This is a genomic window from Pseudoduganella chitinolytica (genome assembly GCF_029028125.1).
GTDB lineage: Bacteria > Pseudomonadota > Gammaproteobacteria > Burkholderiales > Burkholderiaceae_D > Rugamonas > Rugamonas chitinolytica.
On sequence record NZ_CP119083.1, the window covers coordinates 1,430,267 to 1,454,676 of the forward strand.

Sequence of the window (24,410 nt, forward strand, 5' to 3'; positions counted from 1 at the left end):
GAGACAGCATGGCCGAGAGCTACGTCAATCCTGTTTATCCGCACACGATGGCCGATCCGTTCGTGCTGAAGCACGACGGCCAGTACTACGCCTACGGCACCGCGCCCGTCGGGGCGGACGGTCGCGCCTTTCCCGTCCTGCGCTCGGCCGACCTGGTGCATTGGGAGCCGCTGGGCCATGCGCTGGTGCCACCCGGCGGCAGCGACTTCTGGGCCCCGGAGGTGGCCGCGCGCGACGGGGTGTTCTATATGTACTACTCGGCGCATGGCATCGACGGCAACGACCACCAGCTGCGCGTGGCCAGCAGCGAGCACCCGGCCGGCCCGTTCCTGGACACGGGCGCGGTGCTGGTGCCGGACCAGCCGTTCTCGATCGACGCCCACCCGTTCCGCGATACGGACGGCCAGTGGTACCTGTACTATTGCGTCGATTTCCTGGAACTGGAGGACGACCACCGGGTCGGCACCGGCATCGTCGTCGACCGCCTGGTGGACATGTGCACGCTGGCCGGCGAGCCGCGCGTGGTCGTGCGCCCGCACGAGGATTGGCACCTGTTCCTGAAGGGACGGGCAATGTACGGCGCCGTGTACGACTGGCACACGGTCGAGGGCCCGGCGGTGCAATGCCATGACGGCCGCTATTACTGCTTCTACAGCGGCGGCGCGTGGGAGCGCGCCAACTACGGGGTCAGCTATGTCGTCGCCGACCACCCGCTGGGACCGTTCCGGCGGCCGGCGCAGGGCGGCCGGGCCCTGCTGATGAGCACCCGGCCAGGCCGGCTGATCGGGCCGGGCCACAATTCGTTTGCGCCGTCGCCCGACGGCAGCGAGACGTGGATCGTCTACCACGCGTGGCAGCCGGACATGGCGGGACGGCGCATGTGCATCGACCGGCTCGACTGGCAGGGCGACCGGCCTTCAACGGCCGGGCCGACCTGGACGGAGCAGCCGGTGCCGTCCGGCACAGCACGCTGACATGTGCCGGGCTGACGCTGTCAGCCGTGCTACAGCGTTTGCGCTTTGGGTATGTAATGTCCTGGACACCGCGGCGAGCGCGGCTGGCGCGGAGACTGGTCATGGACGAGTACGGCACGACAGGGCAGCATCGGGAGGCCCAGGCACTGCCGCTGACCGCCGCGGCAACGGATGGACTGGCCACGCCAGGCCCTGCGGTCCCGCAATTTTCCGACCTGGTGCTGCGCAGCATGACCGATGCCGTGCTGTGCACGGAAGTGCGCGGCGTCGTCACGTACGTCAACCCGGCCGCGGCGGCCCTGCTGGGGGGCGCCCCGGACCGGCTGATCGGTACCGACGTCGAGGCACTGTCGACGTTGTTGACCAGCGCACTGGACCCGATGATCCATCCCATCAAGGCAGTCCTTGCCACGGGCGAGGCCACCCGGGTACCGCCGGGCACCGTGCTGGTGCGCGCCGACGGCAGCGAGTTCGTCATCGAGGACTGCTCGGCGCCCGTGCTGGACGCGGCGGGGGCGCTGGTGGGGGCCGTGATGGTCTTCCACGACGTCACGCAGGCGCACCAGACCATGCTGCAGATGACCTACCAGGCCACCCACGACTTCCTGACCGACCTCCCCAACCGCGCTTTGCTGGACAGCCGCCTGACGCACGAGCTGGCGCAGGCGGCCCGGCGCGGCGCCGGCGTGGCCGTGCTGTACCTTGACCTGGACAACTTCAAGCAGGTCAACGATTCGCTGGGCCACCGCGCCGGCGACCAGCTGCTCGAATCCGTCGCGGCACGCCTGCGCGAGTGCGTGCGGCGCACCGATACCGTCAGCCGCTTCGGTGGCGACGAATTCGTGGTCGTGCTGACGCTGGCCGATAATGCGGCCCACATGGCCGGTGTCACGGCGGGCAAGATCCTGTCGGCGCTGGCCGTGCCGCACCAGGTGGGGGGCGAAGTGCTGCACACCGCGGCCAGCATCGGCATCAGCGTGTCGCCGGAAGACGGCTCGGACGCGGAGGCGCTGGTGAAGAATGCGGACACCGCCTTGTATCTGGCGAAGGCGGCTGGCAAGAACACCTTCCGCTTCTTCGAACCGCATATGAACGTAGACGCCGTGCAACGCCAGCAGCTGCAGAACGCGCTGCGCGCCGCCTTGGGCAGTGGCCAGCTGGCCTTGCACTACCAGCCCAAGTTCGACTTGCGCTCGGGCCAGCTGACCGGCAGCGAGGCGCTGGTGCGCTGGCACCATCCCACGCTCGGCCACGTGCCGCCTGCCCGCTTCATCGCCATAGCCGAGGATTTCGGACTGATCGGTGCGCTGGGACGCTGGGTGCGCGAAGCCGCCTGCGCGCAGATGGTGGCGTGGCAGCGCCAGGGCAGGGCGGCGGCCCACACCGCCGTCAACGTCTCGGCCCAGGAGCTGCACCAGAACAGCTTCGAGGCGGATTTGCTGCGTACCCTGCAGGAGACCGGCGTGGCGCCGGAGCGGCTGCAACTGGAGATCACGGAAGGGGTGCTGCTGCGCGACACGGATGCGGCGCTGGCAAAGCTGAGCCGGATACGGGACATGGGGGTCCGGCTGGCGATCGACGATTTCGGCACCGGCTACTCGAGCCTGAGCTACCTGCGCCGGCTGCCGGTGGACACGATCAAGATCGACCAGAGTTTCATCCGCGAGCTTGGCCGGGACAACGACATCGACGGGGCCGGCGCCGTCATCGTGCGCGCCGTGATCGGCATGGGCCAGAGCATGGGCCGGCGCATCGTGGCCGAGGGCGTGGAGGCGCAGGCGGAGCTCGACTTCCTGCGCCGGCAGGACTGCGACGAAGCGCAGGGCTACTGGTTCAGCGCGGCGTTGCCCGCGGCGGAATTCGCCAGCCGTTACGGCTGACGGCATGGACCCGCCAGGGGCCTCGTGTGACTGCACCGAGCAGCTGCACGCGGCGTGGCACCGGCGCGGACTCCACGCGTTCGATCAGCAGCTGCGCCGTTCGCCGGGGCAGGCCAGCACGCGCTTGATCGTGGCGGGCTTGATGCGCTTACGGGTCAGGAACATGTGCGCATCGCGCAGGCCCAGGGATTGCTGCATCAGCAGGGCGCGGTTGATGACCAGTTCGGTCGTGACGTCGGTGCGGGAATATGCGCGCTGTACTTTGTTCATGCGTCTCTCCTGAGGGTTGGCGGGTTTTTCCTGTGAGCGTGCTTGCAACCCAAGCACCGTGCCAGGATAAACCGTCCAAGCGAACCGGACAGTGCGCCAGTTCACGCAAGCTCGGTTCCGGCAGCCATCTCCCGTCGCCGTCACAGCTCCGGCAGCGCGTGCGGGGGAGGGCCGAACAGCGCCGTCACCATCGGGTCGCGCCGGATCGCCGCCACCGTGCGGCGCAGCGGGTAGGCGATATCGTCGCTCAGGCGGTGCACGCGGCTGCCGTCGGCACGCGTATTGAGGTGTACTGTCAATAGCGGACACGCTTGTCTTAAGCCGCCTGCTGTTCGCTGAAGGATTCGGCGAACAGCGCTGGCGGAACAAAGCCGATGCGGGAATGGCGCCGCTGTCGGTTGTAGAAAATTTCGATGTATTCCTGAATCGAGGCCTTTGCCTCAGCACGGGTGGCATAGCGGCGATGATGGGCAAGCTCATTCTTCAGCGTGCCCCAGAAGCTCTCCATTGGCGCGTTGTCATAGCAGTGCCCGCGGCGCGACATCGAGGCGCGCATGCCGGACTGCGCCACCAGCTCCTGGTAGGCATGGGCGCAGTATTGGCTTCCACGATCTGAATGATGGATCAGCCCTGGTGCCGGCCGTTTGTAGCTCACAGCGCGCCACAGCGCCTGCGTCGTCAGATCTTGCGTCATGCGTTCGCCCATCGCGTAGCCGACGATCTCGCAGGTAAAGACGTCCTTCACGCCGGCCAGGTACAGCCAGCCTTCGGCAGTCGGAATATAGGTGATATCCGTCACCCATACTTCGTCAGGCCGGCGCGGTGCGAACCGCTGTTCCAGCAGGTTTTCAGCAACGGGCAAGTTGTGATTCGAATTCGTCGTTGCGATGAACTTGCGCCGCTGTTTGCAGCGCAGATTGAGCTCCTGGCGCAATCGTCGAACCCGATCGCGGCCGACCTCGTGTCCCTGCGCAGCGAGCTCTCGCTTTATCCGTGGCACTCCGTAAGTCTCGCGGGTCTGCCGATGCACTGCCGTAATCAATACTTTCAGCCGCTCGTCGTCCTGCTTGCGTGTCGACGGCTTCGCCCGCAGCCAGTCGTAGTAGCCGCTGCGCGAGACGTCCAATACTTGGCACATCAGCTTCACAGGATAGTCAGGGAAATTGAGTCGCATCGTCTTTATCCACGCGTACTTGGCAGCGACTCGCGCGCAAAGTACGCCGCCGCTTTTTTTACGATATCCCGCTCCATTTCTGCTTGCGCCAGCTGCTTGCGCAGCTTTGCGTTCTCCGCCTCCAGCTCGGCCACGGAGCGGCTTCCAGGTGCTGTTATTGCAGCCGGCCCGCGTCTGGCTGCTGCTACCCAATTGGCCAGCGTCCCTTTTGGAATGCTGACACGTGCCGCCGCCTGCTCAATGGACAGGCCCTGCGCCAGTACCAGCTTGACAGCTTCTTCCTTGAGTTCGGGGGTGTACGTCTTCTTCAATGTCTTCATAAAGGCTCCTGTTGGCGAACTTTACCAAACAAGAGTGTCCGAAAAAAAAATCAGAGTACCTCAAAATCATGCGCGCTTGGAAGACCGGACAGTTGCCGGATTTTGCTGAGTGGGCGTCCTAACCCAAGAGAGCGCAAAAACACCATGTCGCTTGCCCAAACCGCCCTCATCGCCATCCATGCCACTGCCACCGCCAGCGCCACCACCCCGGCCGCGCCGGACCGGCTGCAGGTACTGCCGAACGGCGAAACGGTATTGGTCGCGACCGTGGTGAACGAGCGCCACTGCGACCGGGACGGGCCCTGCAGCCTGCGGTTCAGGATCGGTGGCAAGACCGGCGCGGTGGTGTATGCGCATGGCGATGTGGAAGGCGTGAAGCCATGTGGACAAGCGCTGTTTGGCACCGCCTGGACTATCCCGGACGGGACGCGGATCGAAGCCCGGGGTCGGTATCGCCTTGCCGGCACCGGCCACGAAATCGACCTCTGTGCCAGCCTGGATGCATTCCTGCGGCGTGTGCGGTGAGCGGCATGCGGCATGTGTAGCGGCGCGCCATAGGCGGCTTTCGCCACGACATACTGTGAACGTGGCAGTTTTGTAAAAATGACAACCCTCGGTTGGGAGGGGTGCTTGTGGCGACATCCTTCATTATCCTTGTCGCGCCGGATGCGATCCACGTACGTTGGGCCGCCGACTTCAAGGGAAAAACGAATGAAGAGATTCGCTGTTCTGATGCTTGCCGCGATGAGCGCTGCGCCAACCTGGGCGGAGCAGCCCCGACCGGATCCCCTCACGGAACTGAATATGCAGATCGAAAGGCTGCCGAACGCCGCTCAAGGGGGGGCATTCGTGGCCACGATATTGAAGATATCGCGACACTGCCAGCCTGGCAGCCCCACGGCCCGTGAATTGGGCGTGACGTTTGCCCGGCTCGTCCAGTACGCAACGCCGGTCGTGCCGCAAGACGTGCTGGCGAAGGCCCTCGGCTTGGGGACCGAGGTCTGGATGACCCTGCAATCGTCATCCTTCTTCCGCTGCGATACATCGGCATTCGCGGTACGTGCCCATGAGCTGCCGTCGCTGGTCACGGCGGAGATGCGGCGCGCGCGCGACCCGCGCCAATTCGACAGGGATCGCATTTCGGCGCCCATGATGCGATAGAACCGAGCCGCATCGCGCCTCGAGGCAGTACGCAACGTCACCGATAGAATCGGAGCCCGGATGAGCCCTGTCGGTTACTGCTCGGCGCGAAATATATAATGTAAGCTAGCGTGCCCGCCAATGGTGATGAGGCTCCGCGGCGGCAGCGCAGCGCGTTTCTGCTCGCTATCCGTGCCATGCGCGCGGCAAGACGACAATTCCGGGGAAGTTCAGCGGATGAATACTCGGCTTCTAACCGAGAGGGCGCTGGTTCGACTCCAGCCCCCGGACCCACGACCCACTAGGAAAGGTGTGACGGAACGCATGGACGACGATACGGCTGGCCAGCAGCCCACGATCGGTACCGGTTTCGCGGCCTTCCAGCTTGCCAAGGCGCTCATGGCCAGCGTGTCTTCCCCGGATGCCGCGGCAAGGGAGCGCGCCGCCGGGCGCGTCGCCTCCTGGGAAGAGATCCTCGGTCACTTGTTCGCCGGCAGCGCCAGCTACGGATCGCGCACACCCATCGACGACGTCCCGGCCTGGGCCACCCTGGAGGTCATGACCGGCGGCTTCGCGACCGGCAGGATGCTGGCAGGCGGGCCGCTGCAGCCCTACGAGCACCAGCTGCTCGACCGCATCGTGCCGGCCGGGCAGGGCAAGGATCGGCTTGCGCTCAACCTGTACTTCCTGACCGATGCCGGCCTGGGCGAGCTGCAGGCGTGGCTGCGGTCCGGCCATTACGACGTGCGCGTACCCGAAGAAGGGGCGCTGCTGACAGTCGCGTGGCTGGCGGCCAACGGGCACGCCGACGCCGCCCGCGACATCGTGGCAGCCATCGCACCGTTCTTCCCGACGCTGCGGTTCTACCCGGTGCCCGACTATCGTCCCCGTCATTTCGGTCCGCGCGTGCATGTGCAGGAGGTGGGGGCCGTCGCCCGCCAGCTTGCCGACATCCGGCCGAACCGGCACGTCATCGCGCAAAAGAGGGCGGCCGAAGTGTGGGCACCGCTGCACGACCGGGCGTTGTCCCTGTTTGCCGAAACCATGGGCGACGAGTTCTGGCCGTGCCAGCAGCGCCCCGTGGACTGGTCGGCACGCGTCGCCACGCTGCTGGCCGAGTACGCGGCGCAGTACAGCGCGAACCAGATCCCGGCGAAGTACCGCAAGCCTGGCAGCCACCATGCCCAGCTGCACGCCTTCCTGCAGCGCTGCGCGACGTCATTCGAGACGCTGACAGGGCGGGACGTCGGACGCATCCGGCATATCCTGCGGTGCAGTGTCGCAAAGAGGGGGATGCCTGCGGCGCCGTCCAGCCAGGCCTACCGCCGCCGGCAGATGGACGATGTCCGTGCGCCGCTGTACGCGGACATCGCCACCGTCGTCGGCCGGCGGCTCGCATCCTATCCCGCCGCGGACGGTCTCGACGACATCGAGTCCGTCCAGCAGAGCGTCGCGCCGGACGAAGGCAGCGATGCCGTGCCGGCCGGCACGGCGATTCCACGGCACATCGCGCGCAAGCTCGAGCGCTGCATGAACGAGACGCCGGAGCTGCTGGTGCGACGCGGATTGATCTCTTCCGGCGAGGTACTTGCGACCGTGCTGCCGCAACTGACGTCGGGTTTGCGCAGCCTGGGCATCGACGATCCGGCGCTGCGTGGGCTGTATGCCGCCATTTACCGCGCGTTCCGCCGGCGCCGCTCGCTGCTGCTGCTGGACCTGCAAAGCCAGGTGCGGCTCGAGGAACTGCCGTGGGTGGCGGCGATCGAGGGCCTGCGCAACGAGAACCTGTCCAGCCGCGCCGCGGCGCGCCAGGCGCTCGAGGCAACCACCCTGCTGGCACTCGAGTTCTTCCCGCATGCGATCCTCCCCAATCGGCTGGTGCGCGAACTGGGCGCGCTGGCGACGAGCGCCGGCGTCGACGTACCGTTGGTCGAGGAGCTGGCGACGGACATCTTCATGGGCGAGTTCTCGCCGAAATTCCTCGATGCCGCGCGGGTTGCCGGGACGCTGCTGCGCGGTTCGCTGTATGCCACGTATTATGGGATCGATTACGACGCCGTCGACAGGCTGGGCGCTGACTCGTCTTCCTCCGCCACGTTCACCTGGCCCTGGCAGAAAGCACGGATGCGCGGACCCGATTTCGCCGCGCTCTGCGCTGCGCGCGCAGGCGTCGCGCTGGGCAGCTTGCGTCCCGCCACGAATGGCATGATCATCGAACAGCAGCAGATCCTGACGACACAGAACCTGGCGCCGCTGGTCGTGCGGCTGGACCTGCGCGCAGCGCTGCAGGGGCGCCTGCAGCAGATGGCCAGGTCGTGCTTCAAGTGGATCTGCGCGCGCAACCAGAGGCAGCTGGACGACTGGCACGGGCGCTTGCTCCGGGTGAAGAACTCGGCTTACGCGTGGCGCCAGATGATCTTCTTCCTGTCCCTGCTGCCTTCGGAAGAGGTGCTGGCCTTCCTGGCTTGGGCGGATGAGTTCCAGGCAAGGCAATCTCCGGCATGGCAGCGGCGCTTCCAGCCTGCCATGCACGGGCTGCGGGGCGCTGTCGAAGGGAGCGCGTCCCAAGGCAACGGGCCGTTCCTGGGCTGGTCCGACAGCAGGCACTGGCTGATGGAGTGAAGCCTGGCCGCGGCCCGCGCCAGCCGCGCGCCGCGCAACCGGATCGACCGCTCAAGCGAAGGAGGTACCGACATGTCGGACCGCATTGAAAAGTTTGTCGAGGCGATGCACATACAGCCGCACGAGCGCATCCTGGAGATCGGCTGCGGCCATGGTGTCGCCGCCTCCCTGATCTGCGAAAAACTGGCGACGGGACACTACGTCGGCATCGACCGCTCGCCAAAGATGGTGGCCGCCGCGACGAAGCGCAATGCGGCGTTCGTGTCGGCAGGGCTGGCGACGTTTGTCGTGGCGACCCTGGAGTCGTACGATCCCGGACAAGCGCGCTTCGACAAGGTGCTGGCGATGCGGGTCCGGCTGTTTCACGACCGGCCCGAGGAAGCGGGACGGCTTGCCGAACGATGGCTAGCTCCCGGCGGCAAGCTGTTCGTGCAGTACGACGAGCCTGGCGGGGGCTAAGAAGCGCCTCCCGCCAGCACCACCTCCACACCGACAGCCGCCAGCACCGCCATCACGGCAGCAGGCGGTGCCGCATCCGTCACCAGCAAATCCACCCCCTCGAACGTGCAAAGCCGGTGCAGGAATGCCTTGCCGAACTTCGACGCATCCGCGACCACGATCACCTGGCTGGCCTGGCGCATCATGACCCCCTTGAGGTCGGCTTCCTCGCTGGACGCACAGGTCAGGCCCTGCGGATCGATGGCGCAGGCGCCGAGGATCAGCTTGTCGAACTGGAACTGCGCAATCCCGTGCCGGGCCTGCGCGCCTTCGAGGCTGCGCTGCCACGGATTGAACTGGCCGCCGGTCAGGTGCAACTCGATGCCGTCGCGCTTGCCCAGGGTCTCGGCGATGTCGATCGAGTTGGTCACGGCATGCAGCGGCGCTGCCGTGAGCGCGCGGGCGACTTCCACCACGGTGGTGGAGGTATCGAACAGCACCCGGTCGCCGTCGCGGATCAGTGCGGCGGCCGCGGCGCCGATGGCCTGCTTGGCCGACAATGCGCCGTCGCGTTCGGCGTATTGCCGCACATGCCTGTCCTGCGGCGGCAGGACCGCGCCGCCGCGCACGCGCAGCACGCGGCCGTCCGCATCGAGCCGCACCACGTCGCGCCGCGCCGTGTCGCGGGTCACGCCGTACAGCCGGCAGATGTCCTCGATGCCGATGCGGTAGTGCTGTGCGAGGTGCGCGCAGATCGCGTCCAGGCGGCGTGCTTGGGTGAGCGGTATTTCCCCGCTCATCGCGGCCCGTGCAGATATGCGCGCAGGACGGACGTCACCAGCTCATGATCTTCTTTTTGCGGCAGGCCGGACACCGTCACGGTACCGATGATTCCTGTACCCCGGATGGCGAGCGGGAAGGCGCCGCCATGCGCCGCGAAGTCGGCGCCATCGATGGCACTGTCGGCGTCGAACGACTGGCCCTTGCTGCGGTAGCGCGTCCCCACGTGCCACGAGCTGCGACCGAAGCGCTGCACGACGTTGTTCTTGCGACGCACCCAGTTGGCATTGTCGGGCGACGTGCCGTCCATCGCGTGGTGGAACAGCTGGTGCCCGTTGCGGGCAATGTCGACCGTTACCGCTTTGCCGAGTGCGCGGGCACGCTCGACCAGCGCGATGCCGAGCCGCAGCGCATCGGCGTTCGAGAACGCGGGAAATTGCAGCTGTTCTTCCTCGGTCTCCAACTCCCTCAACAGGGCGGCATAATCATCCGGCATGGTGTTCTCCTTCGGTGAAATGGACGGTGCGGCATTCGCGATGGCTGCGCAGCGCGAGCTCGATCACCCTGACGACGTCTACCGCATCTTCCGCTTTCACGGGTACTGGCGCGCCTTCGGCGATGGCGCGGTACATGCCGCGATAGAACTCCTGGTAGGCTCCCGGGACCGTTTCGACGGTGTGGTGCGTACCGTCGGCCGTCGTGATATTGGCCCAGTCGGCGGGCACGTCCTGCCCCCAGCCGGCATCGCCGGGCCGGCCACCGCGCTTCAGTGCTTCTTCCTGGGAGTCGATGCCGTGTTTGACGAAGCTGCCGTGGGTACCATGCACCTGGTAGCGCGGGCCGGGGGAGCGCACCAGCGCGCCGGCATGCAGCACTGACCGGGTGGCGCCATGATCCAGCATCAGTTCGAAGGCGTCTTCCACCTGTGCGCCGTCGCGCTGTACCGACAGATGCGCCGTGACCGCGCGTGGCTTGCCGAACAGCGTCAGGGCCTGGTCGATCAGGTGCGAGCCCAGGTCCCACAACACGCCGGCACCAGGCTCCGGCTGTTCCTTCCAGCGCGCCTTCACTTGCGGCGCATAGCGGTCGAAATGCGCGCGGTACGTATGCACCGTGCCCAGCTCGCCCGATGCCAGCGTGCGACGCAGCGTCAGGAAATCGCCGTCCCAGCGGCGATTCTGGTATACGCTCAGTTGCACGCCCTGTCGCCGCGCCAACGCGACCAGTTCGTCGCCCTCCGCGGACGACAGCACGAACGGCTTGTCCACCACGACATGCTTGCCGGCCATCAGCGCAGCCTTGGCCAGCGCATGGTGGCTGGCATTGGGAGTACACACGACGATCAATGCGATGCCTGGGTCGTCCAGCATCGCTTGCGGCGTTTCATCCAGTTGCACGCCGGGATAGACATCGCGCGTCTCTGGTTTTGCGCTGCGGCTGGCGATCCGTGCCAGCCGCAGCCCGGGAACAGTGGCAATGATGGGTGCGTGAAAGGTCGAGCCGCCCAGGCCATAGCCGATCAAGCCAACGGAGTATTGCTGCATGCTGTGCCTCGCTAAGTGATATCGCTTATGGATTGTAAGCGATTTGCGACATCGTGGCAAGCCCGGGGCCGATGCAAGGCACGTGGGCGTCGCGTTCACTGACGCCGTCCGCATGCGTGGCCTCTCTCGACGGCAACCTGCTATGCTGCGTCAGCGGGCCGATTCGCCTGCGGCAGCCTCCAGCGCGGACAACCGCGCGCAAGATGAAAGAGTGTGAATGAGTATCACGGAAAAAACCGCCATTGCCGAGTTGGCGTTCGAACTGGGCAAGGTGACGAGACATGCAGTCGATAATACGGATGCGGGGGCCAACCCGCTCGCGCTGACGAAGATTGCGAACGATTTGCTGGAAGCGGGACACGAGAAAGTGCCCAGCGATTTGCTCATGCTGTTCGTAGCGGGTTTTGAAGAGGGCGATCCGCCCGAACGTCGCACTGACCCGGAAAGCCGCCGGTAGGCATTCCGCGCGGCGCAACGGCCACCACCACATGGAATCCAGCTCATGGATAGCGAGTTCATCACTTCTGTTCCATTCCTTCACACGGAGCGGCTCGTGCTTCGCGCATATCGACGGGAGGACTTTGACGCCTTCGCGGCGCATTGCGCCGACCCGGTCAGCGCGGCCCACCTGGGACCGGCAGACCGCCATGCTGCGTGGCGGATCTTCTGCTCACAAGCGGGGCTATGGCTCATCCATGGCGCCGGCTGGTGGGGTGTCGAGGAAAAAGAGACCGGTCGACTCGTCGGCAGTGTTGGCGCGTTCTTTCGCGAGGAATCCACCGTGATGGAGCTTGGCTGGAATACCTATCGTGCCTTCTGGGCCAGGGATTCGCAAACGAAGCGGCGACGGCCGCCTTGCACCATGCGCTCGAGATCCGACGCGAACCGAAAGTCCGGGCTCTCATCGCTTCGGCCAACGAATCCTCGCTACGCGTTGCCAAGCGCCTTGGCCTGGCTTTTGAAGCGGAAACCGAGATATACGGCAAAGCGGTCGGCATTTATACGCGTGCGCGGGGCGGCCCCGTCGTTTAGGCTACCGGCCTCCATGGGAAGCGGTCGATAGGATCTGCGGTGGGTCCACAGCGGAGGTACACGGGCACGGTCCGTGCATCGGGACTGGGGCCCTGTGCGCAGACGAGCGATGCCATGGCCCAATCGTGCACCCAGGGGCGGACGGCGCAATCCGCACCGATGTGTCATAGTGCCATCGCCAGCATGGATACGGCAGGGCATGCACGCAGGCGCGCATGTCCTGCCGCCGAACTGTTTCATATAGCGTTTTCCGCGGAGAAGATATGTGCAACAAACCCACCCCCCACCGTCATTCGATGTTCTGCATCCTGCCACCGTACCTGCTGAAGGCAATCGCCAAGAACGGCACGCCGGCGCAGCGGGCGTTTGCGATCGACACCTTGTCGGTCGACTTCTCCTTCCGCACCTTCCGCGCCACCAGCGCGGCGACGCAGGCCCTGTCGCCGCGGGCACGGGTGGTCATGGCCGGCACGGCCCCGGCATTGAAGCGCACGGTCTACGACGCGAAGAACCAGCAGGCGCTGCCTGGCGAAGTGGTGCGCGCCGAAGGGGCGGCGGCGACGGGCGACGCGGCCGTGGACGAGGCCTATGACGGCCTCGGCGCCACGTACGACCTGTTCTTCAAGGAGTTCGGCCGCAATTCGATCGACGATGCGGGCATGCCCTTGCATGCCACCGTCCACTACGACAAGGACTACGACAACGCGTTCTGGAACGGCAGCCAGATGGTGTTCGGCGATGGCGACGGGACGCTGTTCAACCGCTTTACCGCATCGCTGGACGTGATCGGCCACGAGCTGGCGCACGGCGTCACGGAGGTCGAGGCGGCACTGGCCTACCAGGGCCAGTCGGGCGCCTTGAACGAGTCGATGTCCGACGTGTTCGGCTCGCTCGTCAGGCAGTACAAGCTGGGCCAGACGGCGGACCAGGCCGACTGGCTGATCGGCGCCGACCTGTTTGTCGAGCCGGGACCCACGCGCCAGGCGCTGCGCTCCATGAAGGCCCCCGGCACTGCCTATGACGACCCGGTGCTGGGCAAGGACCCGCAGCCGGCGCACATGAAGGACTTCGTGCACACCGTGGAGGACAACGGCGGCGTGCACATCAACTCCGGCATCCCGAACCGGGCGTTCTACCTGGTGGCGGTGGCCCTGGGCGGCAATGCCTGGGGCGAGGCGGGAAAGATCTGGTACGAAGCGCTGCAGGACAACCGGCTGAAACCCAATGCCACCTTCAAGCAGTTCGCCAAGCTGACGCAGGCCAGCGCGGACAAGCTGCACGGCGCCGGCAGCGCGCAGTCGAAAGCCGTCGCGAAGGCGTGGCAGGACGTCGGCGTGCTGTAGGGCGCCATGCGTATCGAGCTGGTGACGGAGGGCGGCTTCGCCGCGCTGCCCGGGCTGAACCGGCCCATGGTGCTCGATTGCGCCACCTTGCCGCAAGCCGAGGCCGCGCAGTGCGAGCGGCTGGCGCGTGAACTGGCGGCGGCACCCGGGCCGTCCGCCGCTCCGTCCGCCTTGCGCGACGGGCGGCGTTACCGCCTCACGCTGCACTTCGGCGAGCGCTCGGTCACTTGCGTCGCGGCCGACCAGGCGATGTCCGGCCCGTTCCACGAGCTGCTGCAGATCGTCAAGGCCCACGGCCATCGCTAGCCCTGCCGGGCTGGCGGGGCGCCGTTGTTACTGGCCGGTCGGCGGCTCCCACAACTCGACCTTGTTGCCCTCCGGGTCCAGCACCCAGCCGAACTTGCCGTACTCGGACGCTTCGCTGCCGATGACGTGGCAGCCCTCGGCGCGCAGCGCATCCAGCAGGGCATCCAGGTTGTCGACGCGATAGTTGACCATGAACGGCGCCGCGCTCGGGGCATAGCTGTCGTTGCCGGCCGGGGAGATGCTCCAGACGGTCGAACCGTTGCCGGTGCTGGCGCCTTCGGCCCAGCGGAACGACGTGCCGCCCCAGTCCTGCACGTCGATGCCCAGGTGCGCCCGGTACCACGCGCGCAGGGCCGGCGCATTGCGGGCCTGGAAGAAGATGCCGCCGATGCCGGTGACTCGTTTCATGGATGCTCCTTATTGGATGGGTGGATTCAATTGCCACGGCCGCCGCCAGCGGGCGCGGCCAGCGCTTCCGGCGCGATGGGTTGCGGGACGGCGGCGGCCAGCCGCCTGTCCAGCCAGGCCCGCCACAGTTCGACGCCCTTGGCCAGTTGCAGCGAATAGTCCAGCGCGGGATGGGTGCCGTCGAACGACTCCCCGGGCGCCAGATTGCGGAAGAACAAGGCGACTTGCGCCTCGTCGACCGGACCGGCCGCCAGCACGGTCTCGTAGGTCTGGTTCGGCGCCGCGCTGACCTGGCGGATGCGGCTGGCCGCGAATGGAGGGAACAGCGGCGGGTCGCTGGCACCCTGCATGTCCATCGCGCGGCTGTGGCAGGCCAGGCAGCTGGAGCGGGGATCGTCCACCGGGCCGTTCATGCGGCCCAGGTAACCCAGCTTGCCGTCCGGCGCGCGGGTGGCGAACAACGCCTCCGCCACCGGGTTGACCCAGCCTTGCGGGGGGCGCTGACCGGCCGCGAAATCGGCGCGCGTAAAGGTGGGCGACGTGCCCCATTCCAGGCCTGCGGGCACCAGGTTGTCCCAGTAATCCGCGTGACCGCCGCGGCCATCGAAGTAGAACGTGCCGAACACCCAGCCGTTCAGGCCGTCGCGCGGCGCGTTCTTGATGGCCACGTCCACTTGCAGCAGGCGCAGGGTGACGGGCTGGCCGTTGCCCCGGATGTCGGCCTGCCACGCCAGGTTGTTGCCGGCCAGGTAGGGTGCTTCCTCGTCGGTGGCGTCGGTAAACAGCAGCTTGGCGCTGACGGTTCCTTCCGGGAAGGCAAAGGCGGCGGTGTCCGGCTGGCTGCGTTCGCGCCACACGCGGGCAAACGCCGTGGCGCCCTGGCGGTTGTAGAAGCCGATGGCCCAGTTGTTGGTGCGGCGCGTCTGGACGGCGCTCAGTTCGTGCAGGCGGCTGCCCCGTTCGAACGTCAGGCCATGGATGGGTTCGCGCACCGGGTGCATCCAGGCCGCGTGATACCAGTCGCGCTTGCGGTTCTTGTGCAGCTGCCAGTCGACGGCCGTATTGCCCTCGACGATATAGGCCAGTACCGCGCGCAGGTATGATTCGGGCGCCGTGCGATAGTCGATGTCGCGCCACGGCAGCGCCTCGGCCTTGGCCTGCTTCGGAAAGGTATTGCGCACCTTGAAGCACGGCTGCGCCGCCAGGCATGGCCGCGCGGCCGACTTGCGGAACTCCTGCCGGGCCGCCGCCTTCGTTTTCGCGTCGAGCGCCAGCGCACTCGCGGGAGGGCACGGCAGCAGGGCCGCGATCGATGCCGACAACGTCAACACGGCAAGGCGCGGCAGCAGGCTATTCATGGTGCTCTCCCGACGGCCCCCGGCGGGGCGACAGGGCCATCGTAGCAATCACAGTGATGGCGGTCACTCGCAATGACACTTTCATGACATTTTGTCGCACACCGGTGACGTCGCGGATCAGGTCGGCCCAGTGCTGTTGACCTCATCCATATGTCAAACGCACGTCACAAACGGGGGGTAGGGTATGCCCAGGTGCCGCGCCGGCGGCGCCTGCCCGGCAGCGGCATGCTGCCTTGTCGTGAATTCCACCATGCAAAGGTAAGCCATGTACCCATTTTCCCCGTCCGTCAAGCCCGCCGTACGCTCGCACCTGGACGCCCAGGTGGCCTTCCTGAACGATATGTCGAAGTCGCTGTCGCGCTCCTTCCAGGAACTGTGCCAGCTGAACATCCAGCTGGGCCAGACCCTGCTCGAGGAAAGCGCGATCGCGGGCCAGAAGCTGCTGACGACCGACCGTCCCGACGACGTGATCTCGATCGCGGCAGGGCGCGCCCAGCCGGCTTCGGAGAAGCTGCGCGCCTACCAGCAGCACATCAGCCGTGTCGCCGCCGATGCCCAGGTCGAACTGGCCCGTGTCGCCGAGCAGCACGTGCAGGAAACGTCGCGCACGGCGCGTGCCCTGGCCGACCAGGTGGCGCGTACCGCCGCCGAGGAGACCGACCGCAGCAAGCAGCAGCAGGAAGAATCGATCCGCGCCTTCCGTGATCCGTTCCAGTTCGATAACGGCCAACGCGGCAATGGCAGCAGCAGCCACGGCCACCTGCAGGCCGACAGCGGCAACGGCGGCCTGCACGTCGAGGGCGAGGCCGGCGGCGCGTCGTTCCAGGGCAATGTGCAGGGCACGCCCGCCGCCCAGCCTTCGGGCAAGGGCGGCAAGTCGGCACAACAATAATCGTCAACGATCAGCGCTCAACGAACAGCACTCAACGATAAGCACCCGACGATGAGCGCTCAACCATAAGCAGTCGGCGAGCGACCGCCACCCGCCAACTCGAACGAGGGTCGCAACCGGGGACGCTGGCGCCACCCCTTTTTGTCTGCCACGGCTTGCCGTGGCTTTTTTCGTTAACCCGAGGGGTGCGATGAAAACCGGGGTCAGTCCCCTCGTTGCGCCGGCGGCCCCCGCTGCTGTCGTCACTTACCGGGGACAGACCCCCTACATCACGCGGCCCAGACCATCGGCGCCCCATCCCGCCCGAACGCCAGCATCCCGTCCATCTTCCCCAGCTTGATCGCATTGAGCATGGCGCGCAGCGCGGCGTCGGCCTGGCGCTCGTCCGGCCACTGGCCCGCGCAGCCGGACAAGGTGCTGACCAGCAGCATGTCCCAGTGGGTCCGCCCAGCGCGCCTTGCGCTTCGGCGGCCAGCGCGTCGAAGTTGGCGACGTCCGGCGCGCGCTTGTCCACGCACGCCACCGGCGCCAGCGCCATGCGCGGTCGCTGGCCTGGCGCGCCGGCCTGTTGCGGCTCGGCCTCCAGCGCGGCAAAGGTGAGCAGCAGGAGCTGCGGTTCCGGGCGGGCGCTCCGTCGTGCATGAAGACCGCACCTGGGAGAACGCCTATCGCCAGCGCTGGCAGCACGACAAGATCGTCCGCTCCACGCACGGCGTCAACTGCACCGGCTCCTGCAGCTGGAAGGTCTACGTGAAGAACGGCCTGATCACCTGGGAGACGCAGCAGACCGACTACCCGCGCACCCGTCGCGACCTGCCCAACCACGAGCCGCGCGGCTGCCCGCGCGGCGCCAGCTATTCCTGGTACGTGTACTCGGCCCAGCGCGTCAAGTACCCGATGGTGCGCGGCCGCCTGATGGAGATGTGGCGCGAGGCGCGCCGCACGATGGACCCGGTCGCGGCCTGGGACCACGTCAGCCAGGACCCGGCACGCGCGGCCCGCTACAAGTCCGTGCGCGGCCTGGGCGGCTTCGTGCGCGCCAGCTGGGACGAATGCAACGAGATCATCGCCGCCGCCAACGCGCTGACGATCAAGAAGTACGGCCCCGACCGCATCGTGGGCTTCTCGCCGATTCCCGCCATGTCGATGGTCAGCTACGCGGCCGGCACGCGCTACCTGTCGCTGATCGGCGGCGTGGCGCTGTCGTTCTACGACTGGTACTGCGACCTGCCGCCCGCTTCGCCGCAGGTGTGGGGCGAGCAGACCGACGTGCCGGAATCGGCCGACTGGTACAACTCCACGTACCTGATGGTGTGGGGCTCGAACGTGCCGATGACGCGTACGCCGGATGCGCACTTCTACACCGAGGTGCGCTACAAGGGCACCAAGACGGTGGCGGTGTCGTCCGACTTCGGCGAGATGGCCAAGTTCGGCGACATCTGGCTGGCGCCCACCCAGGGCACGGATGCCGCGCTGGCGATGGCCATGGGCCACGTCATCCTGAAGGAGTTCCACACGGCCGGCCAGTCCGCCTACTTCCGCGAGTACGCCAAGCAGTACACCGACTTCCCGATGCTGGTGCTGCTGAAGGAACACTCAGTTGACAACACCTGCGGCCTGATTCCCGACTACTTCCTGCGCGCCTCGCACCTGGCCCACGACCTGGACGAGACCAACAGCCCGGAATGGAAGACGCTCGTCATCGACGAGCCTTCCGGGCGCATCGTGGCCCCAAGCGGCTCGATCGGTTTCCGCTGGGGCGAGTCCGGCAAATGGAACCTGGAGATGAAGGAGGGTGGCAACCGCGCGCCCGTCGATCCGCGCCTCTCGCTGATCGACTGCAGCGACGACGTGCTGCCGGTGGGCTTCGCCTACTTCGGCGGGCGCGACGCTTCCGACCTGCTGCAGCGCCACGTCCCCGTCAAGCGCGTCACGCTGGCGGACGGCACGACGGCCCTGGTCGCCACCGTGACGACCTGACCATGGCGAACTACGGCATCGACCGGGGCCTGGGCGGCGGCAACGTCGCCAGGGATTATGCCGACGACGTGCCATACACCCCGGCATGGCAGGAGAAGCACACAGGCGTCAAGCCGGCCGCCGTCATCACGGTGGCGCGCCAGTTCGCCGAGAATGCTGACCAGACCCGCGGCAAGAGCATGGTCATCGTCGGCGCCGCGCTGAACCACTGGTACCACATGGACATGACGTATCGCGGCATCATCAACATGCTGATGATGTGCGGCTGTATCGGCCAGTCGGGCGGCGGCTGGGCGCACTACGTGGGCCAGGAAAAACTGCGCCCGCAGACCGGCTGCACCCCGCTGGCGTTCGCGCAGGACTGGAACCGGCCGATGCGCCAGATGAACGGCACGTCGTTCTTCTATGCCCACACCAGCCAGTGGCGCCACGAGAAGCTGCACACCAGCGACATCGCGTCGCCGACGGCCGGACCCGATGTCGCGCCGATGACCTTGTTGGACTACAACGCCAAGGCCGAGCGCATGGGCTGGCTGCCGTCCGCCCCGCAACTGCAGACCAATCCGCTGGACGTCATGGACGCGGCCATCGCCGCCGGCCAGGACCCGGCCGCGTATGCGGTGCAGCAGATCAAGGACGGCAAGCTGCAGTTCTCCTGCGACGATCCGGACAATCCGGCCAACTTCCCGCGCAATATGTTCGTCTGGCGCTCCGACATCCTGGGCAGCTCCGGCAAGGGCCACGAGTACATCCTGAAGTACCTGCTGGGCACCCAGAACGCGCTGATGAGCGACGAAGCGGATTGCATCAAGCCGCGCGATGTGAAAGTGCGTCCGGCCGCCGAGGGCAAGCTGGACCTGCTGGTGGTGCTGGACTTCCGCATGTCCACCACCTGCCTGTACGGCGACATCGTGCTGCCGACGGCCACGTGGTACGAGAAGGACGACCTGAACACGTCGGACATGCACCCGTTCATCCACCCGCTGTCCGAAGCCGTGCAGCCGCTGTGGCAGTCGCGCTCGGACTGGGATATCTACAAGGGCCTGGCCGCCAAGTTCTCCGAGATCGGCGGTGAGTACCTTGGCACCCGCAAGGACCTGGTGCTGACGCCCCTGATGCACGACACGCCGGGCGAACTGGGCCAGCCGTTCGATCCGAAGGACTGGCGCGCCGGCGAGTGCGAGCCGATCCCGGGCAAGACGATGCCGAACATGACGGTCATCGAACGCGACTACCGGCAAATCTGCAAGAAATTCGTGTCGATAGGGCCCCTGCTGGAGAAAATTGGGAACGGCGGCAAGGGCATTTCCTGGAAGACCAGCCACGAGGTCGACGTCCTGCGCGGCATCAACCGCACCGTCCAGGAGGAGGGCGTGTCCAAGGGCCAGCCACGCTTGAACACGGCGATCGACGCGGCCGAGATGATCCTGTCGCTGGCGCCGGAAACGAATGGCCACGTGGCCGTCAAGGCCTGGGCCGCGCTGTCGGAAATCACGGGGCGCGACCACACCCACCTGGCCCTGCCGCGCGAGCATGACAGCATCCGCTTCCGCGACGTGCAGGCGCAGCCGCGCAAGATCATCTCGTCGCCCACCTGGTCGGGCCTCGAGTCGGAGGAAGTCAGCTACAACGCCTGCTACACCAACGTGCACGAACTGATCCCATGGCGCACCCTGACGGGCCGCCAGCAGTTCTACCAGGACCACCGCTGGATGCGCGACTTCGGCGAAGGCCTGCGCGTGTACAAGCCGGCGATCGACACGCGCACGACGGCCGCCGCCATGGGCGCAAGCCCGAACGGCAACAAGGAGATCGCGCTGAACTTCATCACGCCGCACCAGAAGTGGGGCATCCATTCGACCTACTCGGACAACCTGCGCATGCTGACGTTGTCGCGCGGTGGGCCGCACGTGTGGTTGTCCGAGACGGATGCGAAGGCGGCCGGCATCGTCGACAACGACTGGATCGAGGTCTTCAACGTCAACGGCACCCTGACGGCGCGCGCCATCGTCAGCCAGCGCGTCCCGGCCGGCATGACGTTGATGTACCACGCCCAGGAAAAGATCGTCAACGTGCCGGGCGCGGAGATGTCCGGCAAACGCGGCGGCATCCACAATTCGGTCACGCGGGCCGTGACGAAGCCCACGCACATGATCGGCGGCTATGCGCAACTGTCGTGGGGCTTCAACTACTACGGCACCGTGGGCTCGAACCGCGACGAATTCGTGGTGGTGCGCAAGATGAACAAGGTGGACTGGCTCGAAGGCGAGCTGGCCACGACGGCCTAACCGGAGCAAACAATGAAAATCAGAGCGCAAATCGGCATGGTGCTGAACCTGGACAAGTGCATCGGCTGCCATACCTGTTCCGTCGCCTGCAAGAACGTGTGGACAAGCCGCGACGGCGTCGAATACGCGTGGTTCAACAATGTCGAAACGAAGCCCGGCATCGGCTATCCGAAGCAGTGGGAGAACCAGGACAAGTGGAACGGCGGCTGGCGCCGTACGGATGCGGGCAAGATCGAGCCGCGCCAGGGTGGCCGCCTGAAGATCCTGGCCAACATCTTCGCCAACCCGAACCTGCCGCAGATCGACGAGTACTACGAGCCGTTCACGTACGACTACGAGCACCTGCAGAACGCGCCGCTGTCGCAAACGCCGCCGACGGCGGGGCGTCAACGAGCACGAGATCGAGCCGATGGCCGCGTTCTGCATCGAGCGGGGCTTCATCCTGCGACTGATCGGTGTGATGCCGATGGGCGCGACGGGCCGCAACACGGAGTTCCTGCCGCTGGACGCCATCCGCGACCGGCTGGTGCGGCGCTTCGGCCTGGTGGCGCAGGCGCGCGAGCTGGGCGGCGGCCCCGCGCGCTACATGAGTACCCCGGATGGGCGCGCCAGCGTGGGCTTCATCACGCCGCTGTCGCAGCATTTCTGCGCCACCTGCAACCGCGTCCGGCTGGCCGTGGACGGCACCTTGTACATGTGCCTGGGCCAGGAGGAAAGCTATCCGCTGCGGCCCCCTGCTGCGGGGCGGCGCCAGCGACGCCGAACTGGAAGCGGCGATCCGCGCGGCCATCGAACTGAAGCCCCTGCAGCATGACTTCAACCGCCAGCCTGAAAGAATCGTCCGCTTCATGTCGCAGACGGGCGGCTGAGCTCGTGTCCCACCACGGGGTCAGTCACCAGATCGGTCACCAGATCGGGACACGGGCCCGGCAGTCGCCGGTATACTGACAGCATCGCACGGCATTGCCGAGGAAACATGAACAGCCAGACCAGCACCGCCGCAGCACCCCGGACGACCAGCGCGCTGCTGCGCGTCGCGCAGGATCCCGCCTGGCGCAAGCTGTCCACCAAGATCGTCGGCAGCCTGCTGGGCTTCCTGATCGTGGCGTTGACGGTGATCGGCGCCACGCTGTACCTGTCGTGGCAGCTGGAAGGCAGCGCCGCCGCGATCAATGTGACGGGCAGCCTGCGCATGACCAGTTTCCGCCTGAGCCTGGCGGTGTCGGGCATGGCCGAACCGGCGCGGCGCGAGGCAAGCGTGCTGGAAGCCCGCCAGCAGATGGCGGTACTGGACGATACGCTGGCGCAGCTGCGTCATGGCGATCCGCAGCGGCCCCTGCTACTGCCGCCGGCACCGGCGATCCGCCAGACGTTCGAACGCGTCACGGAACACTGGGCGACGCGCCTGCGGCCGGAAACGCTGGCGCTGCTGGCACAGCCGGACATCGAGCCGGCGCAGGCGTGGTCGTTCCAGCGCGATGCCGAGGTGTTCGTCACCGACGTGGCCCGGCTGGTGCAGCAGATCGAGCAGGACAGCGAGACCCGCACGTTCTGGCTGCGCGGCTCGCAATTGCTGCTGCTGGCCCTTGCCACGGCCGGCACCGTCAGCATCATCTACCTGCTGTTCAACCTGATCATCGCGCCTGTCACGTCGCTGCAGGGCGGCATGGCACGCATGCGCGAGCGCGATTTCGAGGTGCGCCTGCCGTCCGACCGGTCGGACGAATTCGGCGAGCTGGCGCAGGGCTTCAACCAGATGGCCGACCGGCTGCAGGGCGTCTACGCCAACCTGGAGCAGCTGGTGGCGACCAAGACGGCCGCGCTGGCGGCGCAGAACCAGGAGCTGGCCCTGTTGTACGACAGCGCCGCGTTCCTGCAGCGCCCGCAGCCGACCGAAGAGATGTGCCAGGGCTTCCTGCGCCGGCTGTCCGAGTACTTCGGTGCCGATGGCGGCTCCGTGCGCATCCTCGAGCCGGGCCGCGGCAACCTGCACATGCTGGTGCACCACGGCCTGTCGCCGCAACTGGTCGAGGCGGAGCATTGCATGAAGGTGGGCGACTGCCTGTGCGGCGAAGCCGTCGAGAAGAAGATCACGATCGTGCACGACCTGCGCCAGATGCCGCGCGGCGCCGAGCTGGAATGCCGCCGCGAGGGCTACGAGACGGTGTCGATGTTCCACATCTACGCGCACCAGCAGCACCTGGGCATGTTCAACCTGCACTTCCGCCGGGTCCGCACGTTCAACGCGCAGGAAAAGGCATTGCTGGAGACGCTGGGCCAGTTGCTGGGTACGGCCATCGAGAACCTGCGCCTGGGCGCGCGCGAGCGCGAGATGGCGATTTCCGAGGAGCGCAACCTGGTGGCGCAGGGCCTGCACGACAGCATCGCGCAGGGCGTCAACTTCCTCAACCTGCAGGTGCAGATGCTGGAGCAGTCGGTCCGTGCCGGCAAGCTCGATGAGGTGAGCGACATCGTGCCGGCGCTGCGCGCTGGCGTGCAGGAGAGCTACGAGGACGTGCGCGAGCTGCTGCTGAACTTCCGTACCCGCCTCGTCGAGGACAGCCTGGTGACGTCGCTGCAGACGACGATCGACAAGTTCGAGCGCCAGGCCGGCATCGAGGTCACGCTGGAAGCGGACCTGGACGGCGCGCCGTTCGCGCGCGAGCAGCAGTTGCAGTTGCTGTTCATCGTGCAGGAAGCGCTGTCGAACGTGCGCAAGCACGCCGGCGCGCGCCACGTGCAGGTCACGCTGAGCGATGCGCAGGATTTCACGCTGTCGATCAAGGACGACGGCCAGGGTTTCGACGTCGCGGCGCTGGCCCAGCAGGGCGAGCATCACGTGGGTATCCACATCATGCGCGAACGCGCCCAGCGCATCTCGGCCACGCTGGAAGTGCAGTCGGCACCCGGGTCGGGCACGACGATCCTGCTGCAGCTACCGCGCGAACTGCGGCGCGCCGCCTGAAGAACAAGGAGAACCATCATGGAAGAAACCACCCAGCCCATCAGCGTGCTGCTGATCGATGACCACACGCTGTTTCGCAGCGGCATCCGTTCGCTGCTGCAGCGCCACCCCGAGTTCGACGTGGTGGGCGAAGCGGCCGACGGCGTCGAGGGCATCAAGCGCGCCAAGCAGCTCAAGCCCCAGGTAGTGCTGCTGGACCTGAACATGCCTGGCATGTCGGGCCTGGAGACGCTGCAACTGCTGCTGCAGGACTGTCCGGACAGCGCCATCGTCATGCTGACGGTGTCGGAGGACGCGCAGGACCTGGCGGCGGCACTGAAGGCGGGCGCCAGCGGCTACCTGCTGAAGAACATCGACACGGACTACCTGACGCGCGCCGTGCGCCGCGCCGCGGCCGGCGAGACCGTGGTGGCCGAAGCGATGACGACCAAGCTGGTGGCGCAGCTGCAGGCCGGCACGCGGCCGGCCGAACCGGCCTCCGACCTGGACCGCCTGACGCCGCGCGAGAAGGAAATCCTGGACTGCCTGGCCAGGGGTGAGAGCAACAAGGTGATCGCCCGCTCGCTAGACCTGTCGGAGAGCACCGTCAAGATCCACGTGCAGAACGTGCTGAAGAAATTGAACCTGTCGAGCCGGGTGCAGGCGGCCGTGTTCGCGGTGGAGCACCGGCATTCGCAGCACGGCTAGGCATGGACC

Annotated in this window: 21 protein-coding genes, 1 tRNA gene and 4 pseudogenes; 17 read left to right on the top strand and 9 right to left on the bottom strand. The window is 66.7% G+C overall.

Annotated features, from left to right (window positions below; translation table 11 throughout):
- The first annotated feature begins 8 nt into the window (after positions 1-8).
- Both PX653_RS06225 and PX653_RS06230 read left to right on the top strand, forming a co-directional pair.
- Positions 9-974 carry a glycoside hydrolase family 43 protein gene (locus PX653_RS06225; RefSeq protein ID WP_277417047.1) on the top strand — a complete coding sequence of 322 codons (966 nt, stop codon included), beginning with the start codon at positions 9-11 and terminating at the stop codon, positions 972-974.
- A gap of 101 nt (positions 975-1,075) precedes the next feature.
- The gene (locus PX653_RS06230; RefSeq protein ID WP_277417048.1) at positions 1,076-2,854 is read left to right on the top strand and encodes a sensor domain-containing protein; all 1,779 of its coding nucleotides are present in this window, start codon (positions 1,076-1,078) and stop codon (positions 2,852-2,854) included.
- Positions 2,855-2,938: 84 nt separating this feature from the next.
- Here PX653_RS06230 and PX653_RS06235 read toward each other — a convergent pair whose 3' ends face one another.
- The 3 genes from PX653_RS06235 to PX653_RS06245 form a co-directional block, all read right to left on the bottom strand.
- Entirely contained in the window at positions 2,939-3,124 is a 186-nt protein-coding gene (locus PX653_RS06235) for a hypothetical protein (RefSeq protein ID WP_107142410.1), read from the bottom strand.
- Between the two features lie 140 nt (positions 3,125-3,264).
- Positions 3,265-3,423: a hypothetical protein gene (locus PX653_RS06240; protein ID WP_277417049.1), complete on the bottom strand. Its 159-nt coding sequence runs from the start codon at positions 3,421-3,423 to the stop codon at positions 3,265-3,267.
- Positions 3,424-3,440: 17 nt separating this feature from the next.
- Positions 3,441-4,618, bottom strand: a protein-coding gene (locus PX653_RS06245; protein WP_371876424.1) for an IS3 family transposase whose coding sequence is annotated in 2 segments (ribosomal slippage) — positions 3,441-4,360 and positions 4,360-4,618 — 1,179 coding nt in all. Because the reading frame shifts where the segments join, the coding sequence is not laid out codon by codon here.
- Positions 4,619-4,762: 144 nt separating this feature from the next.
- On the opposite strand from PX653_RS06245, the gene PX653_RS06250 reads away from it, so the two are divergent.
- The 5 genes from PX653_RS06250 (at position 4,763) to PX653_RS06270 (ending at position 8,839) form a co-directional block, all read left to right on the top strand.
- Complete coding sequence (locus tag PX653_RS06250; protein ID WP_277417051.1) at positions 4,763-5,143, top strand: hypothetical protein; 381 nt, start codon at positions 4,763-4,765, stop codon at positions 5,141-5,143.
- A 186-nt stretch (positions 5,144-5,329) separates the two neighbouring features.
- Positions 5,330-5,779: a hypothetical protein gene (locus tag PX653_RS06255; RefSeq protein ID WP_277417052.1), complete on the top strand. Its 450-nt coding sequence runs from the start codon at positions 5,330-5,332 to the stop codon at positions 5,777-5,779.
- Positions 5,780-5,977: 198 nt separating this feature from the next.
- Positions 5,978-6,052 (top strand) — tRNA-Arg (locus PX653_RS06260).
- A gap of 30 nt (positions 6,053-6,082) precedes the next feature.
- The gene (locus PX653_RS06265) at positions 6,083-8,380 is read left to right on the top strand and encodes a hypothetical protein (protein WP_277417053.1); all 2,298 of its coding nucleotides are present in this window, start codon (positions 6,083-6,085) and stop codon (positions 8,378-8,380) included.
- Between the two features lie 72 nt (positions 8,381-8,452).
- Positions 8,453-8,839: a class I SAM-dependent methyltransferase gene (locus PX653_RS06270; protein ID WP_277417054.1), complete on the top strand. Its 387-nt coding sequence runs from the start codon at positions 8,453-8,455 to the stop codon at positions 8,837-8,839.
- On the opposite strand, the gene PX653_RS06275 is transcribed toward PX653_RS06270, so the two are convergent.
- Genes PX653_RS06275 through PX653_RS06285 form a run of 3 tightly spaced genes read right to left on the bottom strand, consistent with a single transcriptional unit; the run spans position 8,836 to position 11,142 of the window.
- Complete coding sequence (locus PX653_RS06275; RefSeq protein ID WP_277417055.1) at positions 8,836-9,618, bottom strand: DeoR/GlpR family DNA-binding transcription regulator; 783 nt, start codon at positions 9,616-9,618, stop codon at positions 8,836-8,838. The genes PX653_RS06270 and PX653_RS06275 overlap by 4 nt on opposite strands.
- Positions 9,615-10,094 carry a heme-degrading domain-containing protein gene (locus PX653_RS06280; RefSeq protein WP_277417056.1) on the bottom strand — a complete coding sequence of 160 codons (480 nt, stop codon included), beginning with the start codon at positions 10,092-10,094 and terminating at the stop codon, positions 9,615-9,617. Before PX653_RS06280 ends, PX653_RS06275 begins: the two co-directional genes overlap by 4 nt.
- Positions 10,084-11,142, bottom strand: coding sequence for an oxidoreductase (locus PX653_RS06285; RefSeq protein WP_277417057.1), 1,059 nt, complete (start codon positions 11,140-11,142; stop codon positions 10,084-10,086). The genes PX653_RS06280 and PX653_RS06285 overlap by 11 nt, the downstream gene beginning before the upstream one ends.
- A gap of 217 nt (positions 11,143-11,359) precedes the next feature.
- Between PX653_RS06285 and PX653_RS06290 the strand changes: the two genes are divergently transcribed.
- The 4 genes and pseudogenes from PX653_RS06290 (at position 11,360) to PX653_RS06300 (ending at position 13,823) form a co-directional block, all read left to right on the top strand.
- The gene (locus PX653_RS06290) at positions 11,360-11,599 is read left to right on the top strand and encodes a hypothetical protein (RefSeq protein ID WP_277417058.1); all 240 of its coding nucleotides are present in this window, start codon (positions 11,360-11,362) and stop codon (positions 11,597-11,599) included.
- 45 nt (positions 11,600-11,644) lie between these two features.
- A pseudogene (locus PX653_RS28345) lies at positions 11,645-12,174 on the top strand (GNAT family N-acetyltransferase).
- Between the two features lie 263 nt (positions 12,175-12,437).
- Entirely contained in the window at positions 12,438-13,517 is a 1,080-nt protein-coding gene (locus tag PX653_RS06295; RefSeq protein WP_277417059.1) for a M4 family metallopeptidase, read from the top strand.
- Positions 13,518-13,523: 6 nt separating this feature from the next.
- Positions 13,524-13,823, top strand: a complete 300-nt coding sequence (locus tag PX653_RS06300; protein ID WP_277417060.1) for a protealysin inhibitor emfourin — start codon at positions 13,524-13,526, stop codon at positions 13,821-13,823.
- A 27-nt stretch (positions 13,824-13,850) separates the two neighbouring features.
- On the opposite strand, the gene PX653_RS06305 is transcribed toward PX653_RS06300, so the two are convergent.
- Positions 13,851-14,231 carry a VOC family protein gene (locus tag PX653_RS06305; protein ID WP_277417061.1) on the bottom strand — a complete coding sequence of 127 codons (381 nt, stop codon included), beginning with the start codon at positions 14,229-14,231 and terminating at the stop codon, positions 13,851-13,853.
- Positions 14,232-14,257: 26 nt separating this feature from the next.
- Positions 14,258-15,589: a hypothetical protein gene (locus PX653_RS06310; RefSeq protein WP_277417062.1), complete on the bottom strand. Its 1,332-nt coding sequence runs from the start codon at positions 15,587-15,589 to the stop codon at positions 14,258-14,260.
- A gap of 265 nt (positions 15,590-15,854) precedes the next feature.
- Between PX653_RS06310 and PX653_RS06315 the strand changes: the two genes are divergently transcribed.
- Positions 15,855-16,481 carry a phasin family protein gene (locus tag PX653_RS06315; protein WP_277417063.1) on the top strand — a complete coding sequence of 209 codons (627 nt, stop codon included), beginning with the start codon at positions 15,855-15,857 and terminating at the stop codon, positions 16,479-16,481.
- A gap of 269 nt (positions 16,482-16,750) precedes the next feature.
- Here PX653_RS06315 and PX653_RS06320 read toward each other — a convergent pair whose 3' ends face one another.
- On the bottom strand, positions 16,751-16,912 hold the full coding sequence (locus PX653_RS06320) for a hypothetical protein (protein ID WP_277417064.1): 162 nt from the start codon (positions 16,910-16,912) through the stop codon (positions 16,751-16,753).
- 205 nt (positions 16,913-17,117) lie between these two features.
- Here PX653_RS06320 and PX653_RS06325 point away from each other — a divergent pair.
- From PX653_RS06325 to PX653_RS06345, 5 genes and pseudogenes are all read left to right on the top strand, one after another.
- Positions 17,118-20,749 (top strand): annotated as a pseudogene (locus PX653_RS06325) (nitrate reductase subunit alpha).
- Positions 20,750-20,761: 12 nt separating this feature from the next.
- Positions 20,762-21,130 (top strand): annotated as a pseudogene (narH, locus tag PX653_RS06330) (nitrate reductase subunit beta); the annotation flags it as partial.
- Positions 21,129-21,618 (top strand): annotated as a pseudogene (locus PX653_RS06335) (GTP 3',8-cyclase MoaA family protein); the annotation flags it as partial. The pseudogenes narH and PX653_RS06335, both read left to right, overlap by 2 nt.
- A gap of 107 nt (positions 21,619-21,725) precedes the next feature.
- The gene (locus PX653_RS06340) at positions 21,726-23,714 is read left to right on the top strand and encodes a type IV pili methyl-accepting chemotaxis transducer N-terminal domain-containing protein (RefSeq protein WP_277417065.1); all 1,989 of its coding nucleotides are present in this window, start codon (positions 21,726-21,728) and stop codon (positions 23,712-23,714) included.
- Between the two features lie 18 nt (positions 23,715-23,732).
- On the top strand, positions 23,733-24,401 hold the full coding sequence (locus PX653_RS06345) for a response regulator (protein ID WP_277417066.1): 669 nt from the start codon (positions 23,733-23,735) through the stop codon (positions 24,399-24,401).
- Positions 24,402-24,410: the final 9 nt, after the last annotated feature.